Source organism: Streptomyces sp. NPDC051219 (genome assembly GCF_040682335.1).
In the GTDB taxonomy this organism is placed as follows: Bacteria; Actinomycetota; Actinomycetes; order Streptomycetales; family Streptomycetaceae; genus Streptomyces.
In genome coordinates this window covers 404,330-418,711 of the sequence record NZ_JBFBAS010000001.1, presented here as the reverse complement: position 1 = coordinate 418,711, position 14,382 = coordinate 404,330, and the positions used below count along the sequence as shown (strand labels likewise).

Annotated in this window: 14 protein-coding genes and 1 tRNA gene; 10 read left to right on the top strand and 5 right to left on the bottom strand. The window is 69.4% G+C overall.

The window, feature by feature from the left end:
- Nucleotides 1–94: 94 nt before the first annotated feature.
- A complete protein-coding gene (locus tag AB0M62_RS02020; RefSeq protein WP_366072107.1) occupies nt 95–1,393 on the bottom strand; it encodes a histidine kinase in 1,299 nt (432 codons plus the stop codon).
- 156 nt (nt 1,394–1,549) lie between these two features.
- Here AB0M62_RS02020 and AB0M62_RS02015 point away from each other — a divergent pair, with 156 nt between their 5' ends.
- The 7 genes from AB0M62_RS02015 (at nt 1,550) to AB0M62_RS01985 (ending at nt 7,150) form a co-directional block, all read left to right on the top strand.
- On the top strand, nt 1,550–2,410 hold the full coding sequence (locus AB0M62_RS02015; RefSeq protein ID WP_366072106.1) for a hypothetical protein: 861 nt from the start codon (nt 1,550–1,552) through the stop codon (nt 2,408–2,410).
- A 27-nt stretch (nt 2,411–2,437) separates the two neighbouring features.
- A tRNA-Gln gene (locus AB0M62_RS02010) sits at nt 2,438–2,510 on the top strand.
- A 112-nt stretch (nt 2,511–2,622) separates the two neighbouring features.
- A complete protein-coding gene (gene glmU / locus AB0M62_RS02005; protein WP_366072105.1) occupies nt 2,623–4,068 on the top strand; it encodes a bifunctional UDP-N-acetylglucosamine diphosphorylase/glucosamine-1-phosphate N-acetyltransferase GlmU in 1,446 nt (481 codons plus the stop codon).
- 120 nt (nt 4,069–4,188) lie between these two features.
- Nucleotides 4,189–5,166 carry a ribose-phosphate diphosphokinase gene (locus AB0M62_RS02000; RefSeq protein WP_366072104.1) on the top strand — a complete coding sequence of 326 codons (978 nt, stop codon included), beginning with the start codon at nt 4,189–4,191 and terminating at the stop codon, nt 5,164–5,166.
- A gap of 177 nt (nt 5,167–5,343) precedes the next feature.
- Nucleotides 5,344–5,934 (top strand): 50S ribosomal protein L25/general stress protein Ctc, encoded by a 591-nt coding sequence (locus AB0M62_RS01995; RefSeq protein WP_366072103.1) that lies wholly within the window; start codon nt 5,344–5,346, stop codon nt 5,932–5,934.
- Between the two features lie 88 nt (nt 5,935–6,022).
- The gene (gene pth / locus AB0M62_RS01990; protein ID WP_366072102.1) at nt 6,023–6,613 is read left to right on the top strand and encodes an aminoacyl-tRNA hydrolase; all 591 of its coding nucleotides are present in this window, start codon (nt 6,023–6,025) and stop codon (nt 6,611–6,613) included.
- Between the two features lie 72 nt (nt 6,614–6,685).
- Nucleotides 6,686–7,150 carry a hypothetical protein gene (locus AB0M62_RS01985; protein ID WP_366072101.1) on the top strand — a complete coding sequence of 155 codons (465 nt, stop codon included), beginning with the start codon at nt 6,686–6,688 and terminating at the stop codon, nt 7,148–7,150.
- 94 nt (nt 7,151–7,244) lie between these two features.
- Here the strand turns inward: AB0M62_RS01985 and ppc are convergent, their stop codons facing one another.
- Nucleotides 7,245–9,974 carry a phosphoenolpyruvate carboxylase gene (gene ppc, locus AB0M62_RS01980; RefSeq protein WP_366072100.1) on the bottom strand — a complete coding sequence of 910 codons (2,730 nt, stop codon included), beginning with the start codon at nt 9,972–9,974 and terminating at the stop codon, nt 7,245–7,247.
- A 233-nt stretch (nt 9,975–10,207) separates the two neighbouring features.
- On the opposite strand from ppc, the gene AB0M62_RS01975 reads away from it, so the two are divergent.
- A complete protein-coding gene (locus tag AB0M62_RS01975) occupies nt 10,208–11,188 on the top strand; it encodes a fatty acid desaturase (protein ID WP_366072099.1) in 981 nt (326 codons plus the stop codon).
- Nucleotides 11,185–11,877, top strand: coding sequence for a TetR/AcrR family transcriptional regulator (locus AB0M62_RS01970; protein WP_366072098.1), 693 nt, complete (start codon nt 11,185–11,187; stop codon nt 11,875–11,877). Before AB0M62_RS01975 ends, AB0M62_RS01970 begins: the two co-directional genes overlap by 4 nt.
- A 95-nt stretch (nt 11,878–11,972) precedes the next feature.
- Here the strand turns inward: AB0M62_RS01970 and AB0M62_RS01965 are convergent, their stop codons facing one another.
- Nucleotides 11,973–12,161: a VOC family protein gene (locus tag AB0M62_RS01965; protein ID WP_366072097.1), complete on the bottom strand. Its 189-nt coding sequence runs from the start codon at nt 12,159–12,161 to the stop codon at nt 11,973–11,975.
- Nucleotides 12,161–12,985 carry a trans-aconitate 2-methyltransferase gene (locus AB0M62_RS01960; RefSeq protein WP_366072096.1) on the bottom strand — a complete coding sequence of 275 codons (825 nt, stop codon included), beginning with the start codon at nt 12,983–12,985 and terminating at the stop codon, nt 12,161–12,163. The genes AB0M62_RS01965 and AB0M62_RS01960 overlap by 1 nt, the downstream gene beginning before the upstream one ends.
- Before the next feature lie 164 nt (nt 12,986–13,149).
- On the opposite strand from AB0M62_RS01960, the gene tamR reads away from it, so the two are divergent.
- Complete coding sequence (tamR, locus tag AB0M62_RS01955; protein ID WP_366072095.1) at nt 13,150–13,647, top strand: MarR family transcriptional regulator TamR; 498 nt, start codon at nt 13,150–13,152, stop codon at nt 13,645–13,647.
- Here tamR and AB0M62_RS01950 read toward each other — a convergent pair.
- On the bottom strand, nt 13,606–14,364 hold the full coding sequence (locus AB0M62_RS01950) for a response regulator transcription factor (protein ID WP_366072245.1): 759 nt from the start codon (nt 14,362–14,364) through the stop codon (nt 13,606–13,608). The two genes, tamR and AB0M62_RS01950, sit on opposite strands and share 42 nt — an antisense overlap.
- Between the last annotated feature and the right edge of the window lie 18 nt (nt 14,365–14,382).

Below are 14,382 nucleotides of genomic sequence, written 5' to 3'. Positions count from 1 at the left end.
CTGATACCTGCGGACGGTGTGTGGCCCGCGCCCACGCCGCCACGGCCGCCGTGTCGACCGGCCGGCTCCGCAGGGCCGGCCGGCCCTGCGCCGGCTACCGGGGGCCGTGCGGGAGCACCGCCGAGACCCGGAAGCCGCCGGCGTCCGTCGGCCCCGACACGAACACCCCGCCCAGGCCGAGCACCCGCTCCCGCATCCCCACCAGACCGTTTCCACCGCTGGGCAGCCCCATGTCGGCCACCCCGGCATCCGACGGCCCGTTCTCCACCTGCATGGCGACCTCGTCCCCCCGGTGCGCCAGCCGCACCCACGCCTTCGCACCCGGCGCGTGCTTGTGGACGTTGGTCAGCGCCTCCTGCACCACCCGGTAGGCCGTCTGCTCCACCTCGCGCGCGTACCCGCGCGACTCGCCGTCCACCGACAGCTCGACCGCCATCCCGGCCGCGCGCGACTGCCCCACCAGCGCCTCGAGATCGTCGATATGCGGCCCGTCCTCCCCCGCGGCCGCCGCAGCGGCCGCCGCCACCCCGATCGCCGCCAACGGCAACGAGGCCACGGCCGGCTTCACCGCATCCCCCGTCCGCAGCACCCCGAGCATCTCCCGCAGCTCCGTCAGCGCCTGCCGGCCCATGTCCCCCACCAGCGCGGCGTTCTTCACAGCCTTCGCCGGATCCTTCGCCGCCACCGCCTGCAACGCCGCCGCGTGCACCACCATCAGGCTCACCCGGTGCGCAACCACGTCGTGCATCTCCCGGGCGATCCGCGTCCGCTCCTCGGTACGCGCCCACTCAGCCCGCTCCTCCGCCCGGTCCGCCAGCAGCGAGAGCTCCCGCTCCAGACTGTCCGCCCGCTCCTGCAAGCTCTCCATCAGCCGCCGCCGCGCCCCTATGTAGAGACCGAGCAGCACCGGCGGGGCGGTCAGGCCCAGCGACATGAACACGGACACGACGGGCACGAACCACGGGCCCGGCTCGAAATCCCCGCGGGACAGGTCCTGCTCGGTCCGCACGGCCGTGACGATCAGCGTCGCCACCAGAGCCATCCCGGCCAGCACCCCGGTGATCCGGCGCGGCACATCGGAGGCTGCGAGCGTATAGAGGCCGACGATCCCCATCAAGAAGCCCATCTCGGCGGGCGCGATCGCGATCGCGACCAGCACCACGGCGATCGGCCATCGCCGCCGCAGCACCAGGGTGGCCCCCGCCACCAGCCCGAAGACGACCCCGACGGGAACCGGCAGCCCGGTATTCCCGGCGAACCTCACACCCTCCAGCGCGCACTCGAGCGCGGAGACGACCCCCAGCCCGACATCCAGCACCGCACTGCGCCGACGCCCCCACCACCATGGCCCGGCCCTGTCCGTCGCTTCCTGGTGTGCCCCCGTTGTGGTCATGTGTTCCAGACTACGGGCGGGCGCGACCCATTTTCTGGAGACCGGCAGCAGCACGGAAGGCGTTCGAACGGGCACGAAACAAGCGTTGTTCGCACGAATTGCTGAACCGAACATGCATGCAACCCGGACGTCCGCATTCCGGACAAGGCTGAGCGCATGACATCGATGCGCAGCAAGTACGCAGACTTCGAGGGCCTCAGGAATCAGGCGGTCGCCCTGCGGCGTGAGGGCCTCAGTGTGCGCCAGATCCGCGACCGCCTTAAGGTCTTCAACCACGACATCCTGAACCGCCTGCTGGAAGGCGAGCCGCCGCCGGACTGGACGAAGCGCCCGAACGCGAAGGACGACCTGCGGGACCGGGCCCGGGAGCTACGGCTCCAGGGGCTCACATACGACCAGATCCAGATGGAGCTGGGCTGCTCCAAGAGCTCGATCTCGCTGTGGGTGCGGGACCTGCCGAAGCCGACTCCACGGCGGGCGCCTTCCGAACAGGCGAGACTCGCCGCCGAGAAGCGCTGGGAACATGAACTGCGCGTGCGGGACGACGAGCGCCGGCTCACCAAGCAGCTCGCAAGGCAGGAGATCGGCGAGCTGACCGACCGGGAGTTGTTTCTTGTCGGCGTCAGCCTCTATTGGGCCGAGGGGACCAAGGACAAGGCGTACGACCGCCGCGAAGGCGTCGTGTTCGTGAACAGCGATCCAGGCATGATCCGTGTCTACCTGGCCTGGCTCGGCCTACTCGGTGTGGAACGGGATCGCCTGCGGTACCGGGTGATGATTCACGAGTCTGCCGACGTGGGCGCCGCCGAACACTATTGGGCAGAGCTGGTCGGGTCCGACGGCTCCGCGTTCAACAAGTCGACGGTCAAGAAGCACAACCCCAGGACGGTCCGCAAAAACGTCAGCGAGGAGTACCAAGGGTGCCTCGTGATCTATGTCAGGCAAGGCGCAGACTTGTATCGTCGCATCGAGGGCTGGTGGTGCGGCATAGTAGGGGCTGCTGATTCGGCGACCTGACCCAGTGTCCGGTTTAGTCGAGTTTCATCCCCCATGGTGTAATCAGGCAGCACTGCGGTTTTTGGTACCGTCTGTTCAGGTTCAAATCCTGATGGGGGAGCTGCACCTTTTGTCGGGTCCTGACCATCACGGTCAGGACCCGCCCTCGTTTCACCCCTGAAACGCCCCGGTATCCTGCGGGTGTCCACCACCCGAAGCCGAAGGGCATTCCCGTGAGCGCCAACCGCCCGGCAGCCGTCGTCGTCCTCGCAGCGGGTGAGGGCACCCGCATGAAGTCGGCCACTCCCAAGGTTCTGCACGAGATCTGCGGGCGCTCGCTCGTCGGACATGTCGTCGCCGCCTCCCGCGAGCTGAACCCCGAACACCTGGTCGTCGTCGTCGGCCACGCCCGTGAGCAGGTCACCGCTCACCTCGGCGAGATCGACGCCGAGGTCCGCACCGCAGTGCAGTACGAGCAGAACGGCACCGGCCACGCCGTCCGGATGGCCCTCGAGGAGCTGGGCGGCAGCGTCGACGGCACCGTCGTCGTCGTCTGCGGTGACACTCCTCTGCTGACCGGCCGCACCCTCGCGCAGCTCGCGGACACCCACGCCGCCGACGGCAACGCGGTGACCGTGCTGACTGCCGAGGTGCCGGACTCCACCGGGTACGGCCGGATCGTGCGGGACGCCGGCGGCGCGGTCACCGCGATCGTCGAGCACAAGGACGCGAGTGACTCTCAGCGCGCGATCCGCGAGATCAACTCGGGTGTGTTCGCCTTCGACGGGCAGCTGCTGGCCGACGCGCTGGGCAAGGTCCGAACGGACAACAGTCAGGGCGAGGAGTACCTGACGGACGTCCTCGGCATTCTGCGCGAGGCCGGCCACCGGGTGGGGGCGTGCGTGGGCGGCGATCACCGGGAGATCCTCGGGATCAACAACCGGGTGCAGCTGGCGGAGGCCCGCGGGCTGCTGAACGCGCGGCTCCTGGAGCGGGCGATGCTGGCCGGTGTGACCGTTGTCGACCCTGCGTCGACGCTGCTCGACGTGAGCGTCACGTTCGAGCAGGACGCGGTGGTCCACCCGGGCACGCAGCTGCTGGGGGCCACGCATGTGGCGACGGGTGCCGAGGTGGGCCCGAACACGCGGCTGACGGACACGACGGTCGGTGCGGGCGCGCGGGTGGACAACACCGTGGCGGACCGTGCGGAGATCGGGGCGTCGGCGAGTGTCGGCCCGTTCGCGTATCTGCGTCCCGGTACGAAGCTGGGTGTGAAGTCGAAGGCCGGTACGTACGTGGAGATGAAGAACGCCGTGATCGGCGAGGGCACGAAGGTGCCGCATCTGTCGTACGTGGGTGACGCGACGATCGGGGACTACACGAACATCGGCGCGGCGAGTGTCTTCGTGAACTACGACGGTGAGGCGAAGCACCACACGACGGTGGGCTCACACTGCAAGACGGGGTCGGACAACATGTTTGTGGCTCCCGTCACCATCGGGGACGGGGCGTATACGGCTGCGGGCTCGGTCATCACGAAGGATGTGCCCGCCGGTGCTCTGGCCGTGGCCCGGGGCCAGCAGCGGAATATCGAGGGCTGGGTGGCCCGGAAGCGTCCGGGGAGCGCGGCCGCGCAGGCTGCTCAGACTGCGGCGGAGGAGCTGGACAGCGAAAGCTGACCGGGAACAGGTGCGCCGATCTCGGCGTACCGTGATACGTGCACGCAATTCGGCTGGCTCGCAGCGCAGATGTACGCAAGCGGGCGCAGCAGCAATCAACACGTCTGAGGAGACTGTGCTGTGACCGGGATCAAGACGACCGGCGAGAAGAAGCTGATGCTCTTCTCCGGCCGCGCCCACCCCGAGCTGGCCGAGGAGGTCGCGCACCAGCTGGGTGTCGGCCTCGTGCCGACCAAGGCTTTCGACTTCGCCAACGGTGAGATCTACGTCCGCTTCCAGGAGTCGGCCCGCGGTGCGGACTGTTTCCTGATGCAGAGCCACACGGCTCCCATCAATAAGTGGATCATGGAACAGCTGATCATGATCGATGCGCTGAAGCGGGCCTCGGCCCGGAGCATCACCGTGATCATCCCGTCGTACGGGTATGCCCGCCAGGACAAGAAGCACCGCGGTCGTGAGCCGATCTCGGCGCGGCTGATCGCCGATCTGCTCAAGACGGCGGGTGCCGACCGCATCCTCACGGTCGACCTGCACACCGACCAGATCCAGGGATTCTTCGACGGCCCGGTGGACCACCTCTCCGCACTGCCGGTGCTCGCCGACTACGTGGGTGCGAAGGTCGACCGTTCCAAGCTGACCGTCGTTTCCCCGGACGCCGGCCGTGTCCGGGTCGCGGACCGCTGGTGCGACAGGCTGGACGCGCCGCTGGCGATCGTGCACAAGCGTCGCGACAAGGACGTGGCGAACCAGGTCACCGTGCACGAGGTCGTCGGTGACGTGAAGGGCCGTATCTGTGTCCTGGTCGACGACATGATCGACACGGGTGGCACGATCTGCGCCGCGGCGGACGCGCTGTTCGCCAACGGTGCGGAGGACGTCATCGTGACGGCGACGCACGGCATCCTTTCGGGCCCGGCGGCGGACCGTCTGAAGAACTCCAAGGTGAGCGAGTTCGTGTTCACGAACACGCTGCCCGATCCGGGCGACCTGGAGCTGGACAAGATCACGGTGCTGTCGATGGCGCCGACGATCGCGCGTGCGGTGCGCGAGGTGTTCGAGGACGGTTCGGTGACGAGCCTCTTCGAGGAGCAGGCGTAAGCACCCTCGTCAAAGATCCATTTGGGGCGGCCTCCGGCGCCGGGTAGACTCAGCGAGTTGCTCGGCGAGGGAGGCCGCACTCATGTGTGGCTGTCCGTTATCGACGCGCTCTTCGTAGCAGGTCCGTTGTGGGCCGGGTGACAGTCGTCCGTTTCTGTCTTCTACGAGGAGAGCAGCATGTCCGAGGTAAAGCTCAACGCTCAGGTCCGCACCGAGTTCGGCAAGGGCGCCGCCCGCCGTACCCGCCGTGCCAACCAGGTTCCCGCCGTCATCTACGGTCACGGTGCCGAGCCGGTTCACGTCTCCCTTCCGGGTCACGAGCTGTGGATGGCGCTCAAGACCGCCAACGTGCTCATCAGCCTCGACATCGAGGGCCGCAACGAGCTCGTCATCCCCAAGGCCGTTCAGCGTGACGCCATCAAGCGCACCCTGACCCACGTCGACCTGCTCGCGGTCAAGCGTGGCGAGAAGGTCACCGTCGAGGTCGAGGTCAAGACCGAGGGCGACCTGGCTCCGGGCAGCTTCCTGATCGAGAACGTGCTGAACACCATCACGGTCGAGGCCGAGGCCACACACATCCCCGAGTCGGTCACCGTCTCCATCGAGGGTCTCGAGGCCGGTGCCTCGATCCACGCCAAGGACATCCCGCTTCCGAAGGGCACCACCCTGGCGATCGACGAGGACGCGGTCGTCATCCAGGTCCTGTCCGCCCAGGCCGAGGAGCCGGCCGGCGAGGCCGAGGGTGAGACCGAGGGCGCCGAGGCCTGAGCCTCGCCCCTTTCTCTTCTGTTGTAAGGCGACCGCCGCCCCGCTCCACGGAGCGGGGCGGCGGTTGGTCTATGAAGGAGACATGCAGATGACGGACGATGCGAGCCCGTGGCTGGTCGTGGGCCTCGGCAATCCGGGCCCGGAGTACGCCGCGAACCGCCACAACGTGGGTTTCATGGTCGCCGACCTGCTCGCTGAGCGGATCGGCGGGAAGTTCAAGGCGCACAAGGCCCGGGCCCAGGTCGTCGAGGGCCGAATGGGGCCGCCCGGGCCGGCGAACCGGCGGGTGGTGCTGGCCAAGCCCATGTCGTACATGAACCTGTCCGGTGGTCCTGTGACCGCGCTCCGGGACTTCTACAAGGTGCCGGTGGACCGCATCGTCGCGATCCATGACGAGCTGGACATCGACTACGGCACGCTGCGCCTGAAGCTGGGTGGCGGCGACAACGGCCACAACGGTCTGAAGTCGATGACGAAGTCGATGGGCCCGGACTACCACCGGGTGCGTTTCGGGATCGGGCGTCCGCCGGGGCGGCAGCCGGTGGCGGACTTCGTACTGAAGGACTTCTCGTCGGCGGAGCGCAAGGAGCTGGACTATCTCGTGGACCGGGCGGCGGACGCGGTGGAGTGCCTGATCGCGGACGGTCTGGAGCGCGCGCAGGGGACGTACAACTCCTGATCCCCGCAATTCACCCCCCCGCCATGGCCAGAGGTTGACCGAGCGCGGTCGAATGGCGAAGGATCGCGGCCCATGACCAACCGGAGCCGCTTCGTCCAGCTCGGCCGTCGTACGGCGATGGGCGCCGTTGCCCTGCTGATTCTCTTCGCCGGCGTGTGGGCGTCCTGGGGCGACGCCCAGCACATACTGCTCGCCAAGGGCCGTGAGCACGGCACGATCTCGGTGACCGCGTGCGGCGCGGAGACCTGCACCGGCCCCTACACCCCCACCGACGGCTCCTCGCCCCGCCCCCGTGTGACCATCGAGAAGTCGGTCACCGCGAAGAAGGGGCAGACGCTCCAGGTCGTGGTGAAGCCCGGCACGGACGAGGTCGTACGCACCGGACCGGCCGGCGCCCTGCACGCGTGGGTCCCGCTCGGCGGTGCGTTCCTGCTGGCCTCCCTGGTGATCGCGGGGGGCCTGCGCATGCCGCGCACCGCCTGGGCGACCTGTTTGACCGGTACCGCCCTGCTGACGGCTGCCTTCCTCGCGCTCTGAGCGCGCACATGACGCCGGCGCGCACGCATACGGCTGCGGTCCCGCACCAGTGGCGCGGGACCGCAGTGGTATGTCCGGCGAAACGGACCGGAGATCAGCCCGTGTTGCGAAGCCCCGCCGCCACCCCGTTGACCGTGAGCAGGAGTGCACGCGCCAGCAGCGGGTCCGCGGGCTCTCCGCGCTCCGCCGCCGCCCGCTGGCGGGCGAGCAGCGACACCTGGAGGTAGGAGATCGGGTCCAGGTAGGCGTCGCGGATGGCGAAGGTCTGCTGGAGCACCGGGTTGGAGTCGAGCAGCCGCTCGCCTCCGGTGATCCGCAGGACCTCCTGCACGGTGAGCGCGTGTTCCGCCTCGATCATCGCGAAGACGTGCTTCAGCTCGTCCGGCACCAGCGTGTCGACGTAGTGCCGGGCGATGCGCAGGTCCGTCTTGGCGAGCGTCATCTCGACGTTGGAGAGGAAGTTCCGGAAGAAGTGCCACTTCTCGTGCATCTCGTCCAGGACGGTGTCGAGGCCGGCCTCGCGCAGCGCGCGGAGCCCGGAGCCCACTCCGTACCAGCCGGGCACGATCTGCCGCGACTGCGTCCAGCCGAAGACCCACGGGATGGCCCGCAGGCCGTCCAGCCCGGCGCCCGAGTCCGGGCGGCGCGAGGGGCGTGAGCCCAGGTGCAGGTCGGCGAGCTGGTCGACCGGGGTGGAGGCGAAGAAGTACGCGGGCAGGTCGGGGTCCTCGACCAGGCGCCGGTACGCGGAGTGCGCGGCGTCCGAGACGGTGTCCATCGCCGCGTCCCAGCGGGCCAGCGCCTCGTCGGACTGGCGCGGCGAGGTGTGCAGCGCGGAGGCCTGGAGGGTGGCGGCGACGGTCAGTTCCAGGTTCTCCCGGGCGAGCGAGGGGACCAGGTACTTGTCGGAGATGACCTCACCCTGCTCGGTCACCTTGATCTCGCCCTCGAGCGTGCCCCAGGGCTGCGCGAGGATCGCGTCGTGCGAGGGGCCGCCGCCGCGGCCGACCGTTCCGCCGCGCCCGTGGAAGAGCCGCAGCCGTACTCCGTACCGGTGGGCGACGTCGCGCAGCCGGCGCTGCGCGCGGTGGATCTCCCACTGACTCGTGGTGATGCCGCCGAACTTCGAGGAGTCCGAGTAGCCGAGCATGACTTCCTGGACGTCGCCGCGGAGCGAGACGAGCCGGCGGTAGGAAGGGTCGGCAAGCATCTCGTCGAGGATGACGTCGGCGGCGCGCAGCTCGTCGGTGGTCTCCAGCAGCGGGACGATGCCGATCTTGGCCCAGCCGGCGTGGAGGTCGATCAGGCCGGCCTCGCGGGCCAGTACGGCGGCCGCGAAGACGTCGTCGGCACCCTGGCACATCGAGATGATGTACGACTCGATGACCTCGGGGCCGAAGCGCTCGAACGCTTCCTTGACGGTGAGGAAGACGCCGAGGGTCTTCTCGCCCGCCGCGTCCAGGGGGGCCGGCATGGGTGCCAGCGGGCGCCGGGACCTGAGTTCCTTGGCGAGAAGCTTTCGCCGGTAGTCGCGCGGCATGTCCGCGTAGCGCCAGGACTCCTCGCCGAGGCGGTCGAAGAGCTGGCCGAGGGTGTGGTGGTGCGCGTCCGCGTGCTCGCGTACGTCCATCGTCGCGAGCTGCAGCCCGAAGGCGGCGAGAGTGCGGATCGTCCGGTCCATGTGGCCGTCGGCGAAGAGCGCGCCGCGGTGCTCGCGCAGCGAGGTCTGGATCAGCGTGAGGTCGGCGAGCAGCTCGGCGGTGCCGAAGTAGTCGCGGCCCTCTTCGTGCGGGGTGCCCTTGGCGAGCCGCTCTCGGGTGTTGACGAGCTTCTGCCGGATGCAGGTGGCCTTGAGCCGGTAGGGCTCCTCGGCGTTGAGGCGCTTGTAGCGGGGGCTGATCTCGGGCAGCCGCTCAAGGTCGCTCTGGAGGGAGGTGAGCAGTTCCTCCGTGACGCCGGTGTAGCGGATGGAGTTGGACAGCAGCCCGCGCAGGAGGTCGACGAGCTCCAGCGCGTCGGTGATGCCGTGCTCGTGCTGGAGGATCAGCACCTCGCGGGTGACGGCGGGGGTGACGTTGGGGTTGCCGTCGCGGTCGCCGCCGATCCAGGTGCCGAAGGTCAGCGGGCGGGTTTCGGCGGGGAGCCGCACGCCGACGCGCTCGAGCTCGGCGGTGAGGTCCTCAAGGACGTCGCCCACCGCGCCCGCGTGCAGTTCGTCGAGGTAGTAGATGGCGTTGCGCGCCTCGTCGGCCGGTTCGGGCCGGACGACCCGCAGCTCGTCGGTCTGCCAGACCAGGTCGATGTTCTCGGCGAGCCGCAGGTCGTGGCGGCGCCGGTCGGCCTCGAGTACCGGGGTCTCCAGCAGCGCGGCGATCCTGCGCAGCTTGTTCAGCACGCTGCGGCGCGCCGCCTCGGTCGGATGCGCGGTGAACACGGGCCGCACGTTGAGGTTCTTCACGGTCTGCCGCAGGTGCTCGGGGTCCGCGTCCTTGAGGCGGTCGGCCGTCCTGGCCAGCAGCCCGCCCTCCGCGGCGCGGTGGGCGCGCAGTTCGCGGCCCCGGTGGACCTGCTCGGTGACGTTCGCGAGGTGGAAGTACGTGGAGAAGGCGCGCACCAGCTTGGCGGCGGTCTCCAGATCGGTGTCGCCGAGCAGCTCGGCCGCTGCCTTTCCGTCCGTACGGGTGAGAGCGCGGACGCGCTCGACAAGATCGAGAAGTTCCTCGCCCTCCTGCCGGACGAGGGTCTCGCCCAGCAGGTCGCCCAGTCGGCGGATGTCGGCGCGCAGTTCCGCGCCGGCGGTGGGGGTCTGGTCGGCACTGCTCACAGGTGCGGCTCCTTGCAGTGTTTGAACGCTACTGGAGGGGGGATTCGAAGGTTCCCCGGTTGAACACAGAGCGGACCGCGCTGTCCGACATCCCCAGGATAGGTGTCCACTTTCGCGGCACCGTCCACTGACCCCTTGCCGGGCGCCCGCACGCTGCCATACTTACGATGGCGTAGGTTACGCAACCGTAGCCAAGCGTCCGCCGTTACTCCTCACCCCACAGGGGACTCCCCATGACCACAAGCCCCGATGTGATCGATGACGCCCCGAAGGGGACCGGCCAGCCACTGCCGTCCGCCACGCGTGGCGGTGAGAGCAAGCGGACCATCGAGCAGCTCGCGCTGCTGCTCTTCATCACCGTGCCGTTCGTGGCCCTGCTGGCGGCCGTGCCGCTGGCGTGGGGCTGGGGGGTGAGCTGGCTGGACCTGGGCCTCATGGTCTTCATGTACTACCTCGGCTGCCACGGCATCACGATCGGCTTCCACCGCTACTTCACGCACGGCTCCTTCAAGGCGAAGCGCCCCCTGCGCATCGCGCTCGCCGTCGCCGGTTCGATGGCGGTCGAGGGGCCGCTGGTCCGCTGGGTCGCCGACCACCGCAAGCACCACAAGTTCTCCGACGCGGAAGGGGACCCGCATTCCCCCTGGCGGTTCGGCGAAACCGTTCCGGCGCTGATGAAGGGCCTGTGGTGGGCGCACATCGGCTGGCTCTTCGACGAGGAGCAGACCTCGCAGGAGAAGTACGCGCCCGACCTGATCAAGGACCCGGCGCTCCGCCGCATCTCGCGGGACTTCGTCTACTGGACGATCGTGTCCCTCGCCATCCCGCCGCTCGTGGGCGGTCTGGTCACCATGTCGTGGTGGGGCGCGTTCACGGCGTTCTTCTGGGGATCGCTGGTCCGTGTCGCGCTCCTGCACCACGTCACCTGGTCCATCAACTCCATCTGCCACGCGGTGGGCAAGCGGCCTTTCAAGTCGCGTGACCGGTCCGGAAACGTGTGGTGGCTGGCCGTCCTGTCCTGCGGCGAGTCCTGGCACAACCTGCACCATGCCGACCCGACCTCGGCCCGGCACGGGGTGATGAGGGGCCAGGTCGACTCCAGCGCTCGTCTGATCCGCTGGTTCGAGCTGGCGGGCTGGGCACACGACGTGCGCTGGCCGTCCGCCGAGCGAATCGACTCCCGGCGCAAGGAGAAGGCCGCGGAAGCGGCATGATTGACAACGTGGCGATCGACGGCAGTACGAACAGCAGCGACAAGGGCCGGCCCCCGAGCGGGAGCCGGCGGTCCCGCCGGGTCCGGATGACCGGCAAAGAGCGCCGCGAACAACTGCTGGACATCGGCCGCACGCTGTTCGCCGAGAAGGGCTTCGAGGGCACGTCGGTGGAGGAGATCGCGGCCAAGGCCGGCGTTTCCAAGCCGGTGGTCTACGAGCACTTCGGCGGCAAGGAGGGGCTGTACGCGGTGGTGGTGGACCGCGAGATGCGGCAGCTCCTGGACATGGTGACGAGCTCCCTGACCGCGGGGCACCCCCGCGAGCTGTGCGAGCAGGCGGCCTTCGCCCTGCTCGACTACATCGAGGAGTACACGGACGGGTTCCGCATCCTGGTCCGCGATTCACCGGTGGCCCAGTCGACAGGCACGTTCGCGTCTCTGATCAGCGACATCGCGACCCAGGTCGAGGACATCCTGGGCCTGGAGTTCAAGGCTCGCGGTTTTGACCCCAAGCTGGCGCCGCTGTACGCACAGGCGCTGGTCGGCATGGTTGCGCTGACGGGCCAGTGGTGGGTGGACACCCGTAAGCCGAAGAAGGCGGAGGTCGCGGCCCATCTGGTGAACCTGGCCTGGCACGGCCTGGGCAACCTTGAGCCCAAGCCGCGTCTGATAGGCCACCGCAAGGCCTGATCCGGAGCGGTCCGGTCGCTGTTCCCCGACCGGCACGACCCGGCCGCCGGTCCGGTCGTCCCGGGACCGGCCGCCGGCCGGGCGTCAGCCGGCCCTCACTCCACCGGTTCCAGGAATTCGAGCCGGTTGCCCACCGGGTCCTGCGAGCAGAAGCGCCGGTGGCCCGGCAGCTCGCCGTCCCTGACAACCCTCGCCCCCCGCGACGCAAGGCGTTCCGCGTGCGCCTCGATATCGCCTACCCGCAGTCCCGGATGGGCCGGCACATGGTCGGGGGCGACCGGCATCACGCCCCCTTCCGGGCCACGGCGAAGATCCGGCGGAACGGGAAGATCGTGCCCTGGGGACCTGGCGGGTAGGCCTTGCGGAGCAGGTCGCGGTACTGGGCGAGGAACTCCTCGGTCGCTGCCTCGTCGCCCTCCAGGGCCGTGAGGACGGGCCGCAGCGCCGTGCCCTTGACCCAGTCGAGCACCGGGTCCGGTCCGTGCAGGAGTTGCAGATAGGTCGTCTCCCAGGTGTCGGCCCGGCAGCCGAGGTCGGTGAGCCGCATCAGGTACTCGTCGGGGTCGAGGATGTGCACGAAGCGGCGGCCGTGGCCCTCGAGCCGGTCGCGCCACTGCGGGGCGTCGCACAGCTCGCCGAGAAGCGCGTGGCTCGGCGCCGTGAAGTTGCCGGGGACCTGGAAGGCGAACGTGCCGCCGGGCGCGAGGCCGTCGAGCCACACCGGGAAGGACTCGGGGTGGTTGGGCACCCACTGCAGTGCCGCATTGGACACGATCAGGTCGTACGGTTCGTCCGGGGTCCAGTGCGCCGCGTCGGCCGGGCGGAAGTCGAGCCAGCCGCCCCCGGGTGTGGTGCCCGCGTACTGCTGCTGCGCCTGCGCGAGCATCTCGGGCGAGAGATCGAAACCGGTGATGTGAGCGTCGGGCCAGCGGTCCGCGAGGAGTGCGGTGACATTGCCGGGTCCGCAGCCGAGGTCGGCGATACGCGGCGGCCGGGTGCCTGCGGACGGCAGTTCGGGTATACGGGCGAGGAGATCGAGGAACGGCCGGGTGCGGTGGCCGGAGTGACGCAGGTATTGCTGTGGATCCCAGGTTGGCGCAGATGGCACAGATGGCGCAGACGACACGGATTCGGAATGCATGTTCGAGCCCCCTTGCTGGTGCTGCTGTCAGAAGCGGAACCAGGTTCCGGCCCCTGCCTGCCCAATAGTCCAGCAAAATATATCTTGACGTCAAGAGACTTCATATCGACAGACCCCTTACACTGATCGTCATGGAGGACGAGGTCGACCGACTGGTCTCAGCATGGCGCCGTGAGCGCCCGGACCTCGACGTGGAGCCGCTCGAGGTGCTCAGCCGCGTCAGCCGGCTCGCCCGCCATCTCGACCGGGCCCGCCGGCTCGCGTTCTCCGAGCACAACCTCGAGCCCTGGGAGTTCGACGTACTCACGTCGCTGCGGCGCGCCGGCGCCCCGTACCAGCTCTCCCCCGGCCAACTGCTCACTCAGACTCTGGTCACCTCGGGCACCATGACCAACCGCATCGACCGGCTCACCAAAAAGGGTCTCGTCGAGCGGCTCCCCGACCCGAGCGACCGGCGCGGGGTGCTGGTGCGCCTCACCGCCGAGGGCCGCGACCGGGCCGACCAGGCGCTGGCCGGGCTGCTCGCGCAGGAGCGGGCCATCCTCGCCGAGCTCTCCCGCGCCCAGCGCGGCGAGCTGGCCGGACTGCTACGCCAGCTGACTGCTCCGTTCGACAACATCCCCGGCTAGGTCGACCGGCCGCACGCCCGCGCGCCGGGCCAGTGCCACCGCGGCCAGCGTAGAGTGGACGCCGAGCTTCCCCAGCACATTCTGCATATGCGTACGGACGGTGTGCGGCGAGAGGAACAGCCGCGCGGCGACATCCTTGCGATTCAGGCCGGCCACCATGCAGCGCAGCACCTCCCGCTCGCGCGGGGTCAGCGACTCGACGAGGCGCTCGCTCTCTGTGCGGTGTTTGCGCGCCGCGGTCAACTCCCGCAGCACACCCGTCAGCAGGGCAGGCGGGAGATGCGTCTCCTCCCGGAGCACGCCCCGGATCACGGCGAGCAGCCGGGACAGGGAACAGTCCTTGGCGACCCAGCCGCACGCTCCGGCCTGCAGGGCGAGCGCGGCCCGGCGCGGGTCGTCCCGCTCGGCGAGTACGACCGTACGGACCGCCGGCTGCGCCGCACGGACGCCGGCCACCAGCGAGATGCCGTCCACCACGCCGTCCTCGCTGCTTGCGTCGGGAACGACGTGCGTGCCCGCCGAGCAGCCGAGGTCGGCGTCGACCAGCAGGACATCGAACCGGCGCCCTTCGGCCACCGCGCGGTCCAGACAGCGCAGCGCGGCGGGGCCACTGCCGGCCGCGGACACGTCCACGTCGGGCTCGGCGGCCAGGGCGGCCGCCAGCGACTCGGCGAAGATGCGGTGATCGTCCACCACGAGAACCCGGATACGAACCACAGACACCCCCAGGCATAG